The following is a 3,895-nucleotide window of genomic DNA, read 5'->3' on the forward strand; positions in this document are numbered from 1 at the left end:
GGTGTCGCTGATCCGGAGCAGGATCGCGACCAGCGCCCAGTTGGCGATGACGGACGAACCGCCCTGCGCCAGGAACGGCATGGTCATACCGGTCAGCGGGATCAGCCCCGTGACACCGCCGGCGACGACGAAGACCTGCAGCGCGAACGCGCCGGACAGGCCGACGGCCAGCAGCTTGCCGAACGGGTCGCGGGCGGCCAGCGCCGTACGGATGCCGCGCTCGATCAGCAGGCCGTAGAGCAGCAGGATGGCCATGACTCCGGCCAGGCCCAGCTCCTCGCCGACAGTGGCGAGGATGTAGTCGCTCTTCGGCGCGATACCGCCGATGAGACGGGAGTAGCCCTGCCCGAGGCCGGAGCCGAGGATGCCGCCGGAGCCGAAGGAGTACATCGCCTGGGCGGTCTCGGTGACGCCGCCGTTCAGCAGCTCCAGGGGGTTGAGCCAGTTGTGCACACGGGTCTGCACGTGAGACTCGAAGGTGGCCACGGCGACCGCGCCGGCGCCGCTGAGCAGCAGACCGAAGACGATCCAGCTGGTCCGCTCCGTCGCGACGTACAGCATGATCACGAAGAGGCCGAAGAACAGCAGCGAGGTACCGAGGTCGGTCTCGAAGACCAGGATCATCAGGCTCAGCGCCCAGATGACCAGGATCGGGCCGAGGTCACGGCCGCGCGGCAGGTACAGGCCCATGAAACGGCGGCTGGCCAGCGCCAGCGCGTCGCGCTTCACCATCAGGTACCCGGCGAAGAAGATCGCGATGATGATCTTCGCGAACTCGCCCGGCTGCAGCGAACCCACGCCCGGGATCGTGATCCAGATGCGGGCACCGAAGCGGGCCGGGAAGAACACCGGCAGGATGAGCAGGACCAGCGCCACGACCATCGAGATGTAGGTGTAGCGCTGCAGGACACGGTGGTCCTTCAGGAAGATCAGTACGCCCAGGAACAGTGCGACGCCGAGCGTGGACCACATCAGCTGTCCCGGTGCCATCGCCCCGCCCAGCTGCGGCGTGGTGATCTGCGGCTCCTGGTCCAGGCGCCAGATGAACACCAGGCCCAGCCCGTTCAGCAGCGTGGAGATCGGGAGCATCAGCGGGTCCGCGTACGGGGCCCACTTCCGCACGACCAGGTGCGCGACGCCCGCCAGCAGTCCGAGGCCCAGCGCGTAGCCGAGCACGCCGGCGGGGACCGTGTTCTCCTTGGCGAGCCCGACGTTGATGTAGGCGAACACCGGGATGATCACGGCGAAGACGAGCAGCGCCAGTTCGGTGTTCCGGCGGCTCGGGGCTCCGATCGTCCCGATGGTGGTGGTGTTGCTGGTACTGCTCATGAGATCAACTGCCCCCTACGCCCTCACTGCTGGGTGCTGCAATTCTTCTCCAGCCGCTGCTGCTCCGCTGAGGGGGAGTTGCTGGTGGACGGCGTGGGAGTGGGGCTCGCGCTGTTGGTCGCGCTGCCCGGCCCGGCCGTGGAGCCCGGCTCGGCGGTCGCGCTCGGCTTCGTACCGGCGGTGCCGCCGGCCCGGCTCTCGCTCTTCTTGCGGGCCGCCTCGCGCTCCGCGGCCTCCCGCTGCTGCAGGGACTTGCACGCGCCGGCCTGCTTGCCGAGCTCGCCGACCTTGACCAGTGCCTGGTTCCGGCTGTCGACCGCGATCGTCTCCTCGACCTGCTTGCGCTGGTAGGCGGGCAGGTACTTGAGTTCGATCTCGGGGTGATCCTGGTCGATCTTGTTCATGGAGAACCACGCCAGGTCCTGGCTGATGCCCTGGTACAGGGCCACATGCCCGTCCCTGGCACCCACGAAGTACTGCGACTGCGTCCAGCGGTACCCCGCATACAGTCCACCGCCGACCACGGCCAGGCACAGCGCGACGATCAAAGTCGGCTTGATCCACCGGCCGCGCCGCCGTGGCTGCGCGTAGTCCTCGTCGACGAACGCGCCGTACGCGCCCTGCGGCGGCACCGTGTCCGCGCCGCCGCTCCCGGGCGGCCCGAAGCCGCCGGACGGCTGCGGGGGCACATCGCCGCGCCCGCCGCGCCCCAGCTCGGCCGCGCGGCCCGCCGGGGTGTGCAGGGCGCCGTCGTCGTACTGGTGCTGGTTCTCCGCGACCGCGCCGACGATCACCGGGGTGTCGTTCAGCTGCCCGGCGAGGGTGTCGGTGTCGTCGACGTTCAGTACGTCGGCCACGATGCAGGTGATGTTGTCCGGGCCGCCGCCGCGCAGCGCGAGCTGGATCAGCTCCTGCACGGTCTCGTGCGGGCCCTGGTAACTGGCGAGGGTGTCCTCCATCGTCTGGTGGCTCACCACCCCCGACAGCCCGTCCGAGCAGATGAGGTACCGGTCCCCGGCTCGCACTTCTCTGATGGAGAGGTCGGGCTCGACGTGGTCACCGCTGCCCAGCGCGCGCATCAGCAGCGACCGCTGCGGGTGCGTCGTGGCCTCTTCCTCGGTGATCCGGCCCTCGTCGACCAGCCGCTGCACCCACGTGTGGTCCTGCGTGATCTGCGTCAGCACGCCGTCGCGCAGCAGGTACGCGCGCGAGTCGCCGACGTGCACGAGGCCGAGCCGCTGCCCGGTCCACAGCAGGGCGGTCAGGGTCGTGCCCATGCCCTCCAGCTGCGGGTCCTCCTCGACCATGACGCGCAACTGGTCGTTCGCACGCTGCACGGCCGTGCCGAGCGAGGTGAGGATGTCCGAGCCGGGCACGTCGTCGTCGAGCTGGACGAGCGTGGAGATGACCTCGGAGGAGGCGACCTCGCCGGCGGCCTGGCCGCCCATGCCGTCGGCGATCGCGAGCAGGCGGGGGCCGGCGTATCCGGAGTCCTCGTTGCCTTCCCGGATCATGCCCTTGTGGGATCCCGCGGCGAAACGCAGTGACAGACTCATGCGCACCTCGCCCGTCGGCTCGGGGTACAGCCGGTCTCGCGCCACACTGCCCACCCTCCGGTCGGGAGCGCGCACGGGCCGGCCGAGTGGACCGCCGCGGCTCGCTCGCTCCGCTCGCTCATTGTCGTACTACTTCCGCAGCTCGATGACGGTCTTGCCGATGCGGATCGGGGCTCCGAGCGGAATCGGCGTCGGCGTCGTCAGCCGGGTCCGCTCGAGGTACGTGCCGTTCGTCGACCCGAGGTCCTCGACGATCCACTGGCCGTCACGGTCCGGGTAGATCCTGGCATGCCGGCTGGAGGCGTAATCGTCGTCCAGCACGATCGTGGAGTCGTGCGCCCGGCCGAGGCTGATGGTCTGGCCCTGCAGGGCGACCGTCGTGCCCGTGAGGGTCCCTTCGGAGACCACCAGCTTGGTGGGAGCGCCGCGGCGCTGGCGGCTGCTGCCGCCGCGTCCGCTCTCCTGGCGACGCTGCGCCTGCGGCGGTGCCGCCGTCTGCCGCTGTGCGCCTCGCTGCTCCTGGCCTCCGCGACGGGCGGCACCGCGCTGTGTGACGCGCGTGCCGAACAGATCGCTGCGGATGACCTGTACGGCCACGATGACGAACAGCCACAGTACGGCGAGGAAACCCAACCGCATGACCGTGAGGGTCAGCTCTGACATTGCCCCCGCTTCACCCTTCGGCTTGCCGGTAAACGATGGTGGTGCTGCCCACGACGATCCGCGAGCCGTCGCGGAGCGTAGCGCGGGTGGTGTGCTGCCCGTCCACCACGATGCCGTTCGTCGACCCGAGATCCTGGATCGAGGAAGGCGATCCGGCCCGGATCTCGCAGTGCCGACGCGAGACCCCCGGATCGTCGATGCGCACATCGGCGTCGGTGCTGCGGCCGAGAACCAGCGTCGGACGCGAGATCTGATGGCGGGTGCCGTTGATCTCGATCCAGCGCCACGATGCCGTTCGTCGACCCGAGATCCTGGATCGAGGAAGGCGATCCGGCCCGGATCTCGCA

4 protein-coding genes are annotated in these 3,895 nt (G+C 69.7%); all 4 read right to left on the bottom strand.

Going from position 1 to position 3,895, the window contains the following annotated elements:
• Positions 1-1,329: FtsW/RodA/SpoVE family cell cycle protein (locus CCS38_RS21615; protein WP_223734958.1), on the bottom strand; the 1,329-nt coding region annotated here is incomplete at its 3' end.
• A 23-nt stretch (positions 1,330-1,352) separates the two neighbouring features.
• Positions 1,353-2,885 (bottom strand): PP2C family protein-serine/threonine phosphatase, encoded by a 1,533-nt coding sequence (locus tag CCS38_RS21620; RefSeq protein WP_223734959.1) that lies wholly within the window; start codon positions 2,883-2,885, stop codon positions 1,353-1,355.
• Between the two features lie 129 nt (positions 2,886-3,014).
• Positions 3,015-3,548, bottom strand: coding sequence for an FHA domain-containing protein FhaB/FipA (locus CCS38_RS21625; protein WP_223734960.1), 534 nt, complete (start codon positions 3,546-3,548; stop codon positions 3,015-3,017).
• 10 nt (positions 3,549-3,558) lie between these two features.
• Positions 3,559-3,895, bottom strand: a 337-nt coding sequence (locus tag CCS38_RS21630) for an FHA domain-containing protein (RefSeq protein ID WP_223734961.1), incomplete at its 5' end; no start/stop codon positions are given.

The organism is Streptomyces purpurogeneiscleroticus, from assembly GCF_020024005.1.
Classification (GTDB): Bacteria; Actinomycetota; Actinomycetes; order Streptomycetales; family Streptomycetaceae; genus Streptomyces; species Streptomyces purpurogeneiscleroticus.

What these genes read in the sequence shown, in the direction of transcription:
- CCS38_RS21620 (WP_223734959.1), bottom strand. Translation starts at nt 2,885, where the DNA reads ATGAGTCTGTCACTGCGTTTCGCCGCGGGATCCCACAAGGGCATGATC.
- CCS38_RS21625 (WP_223734960.1), bottom strand. Translation starts at nt 3,548, where the DNA reads ATGTCAGAGCTGACCCTCACGGTCATGCGGTTGGGTTTCCTCGCCGTA.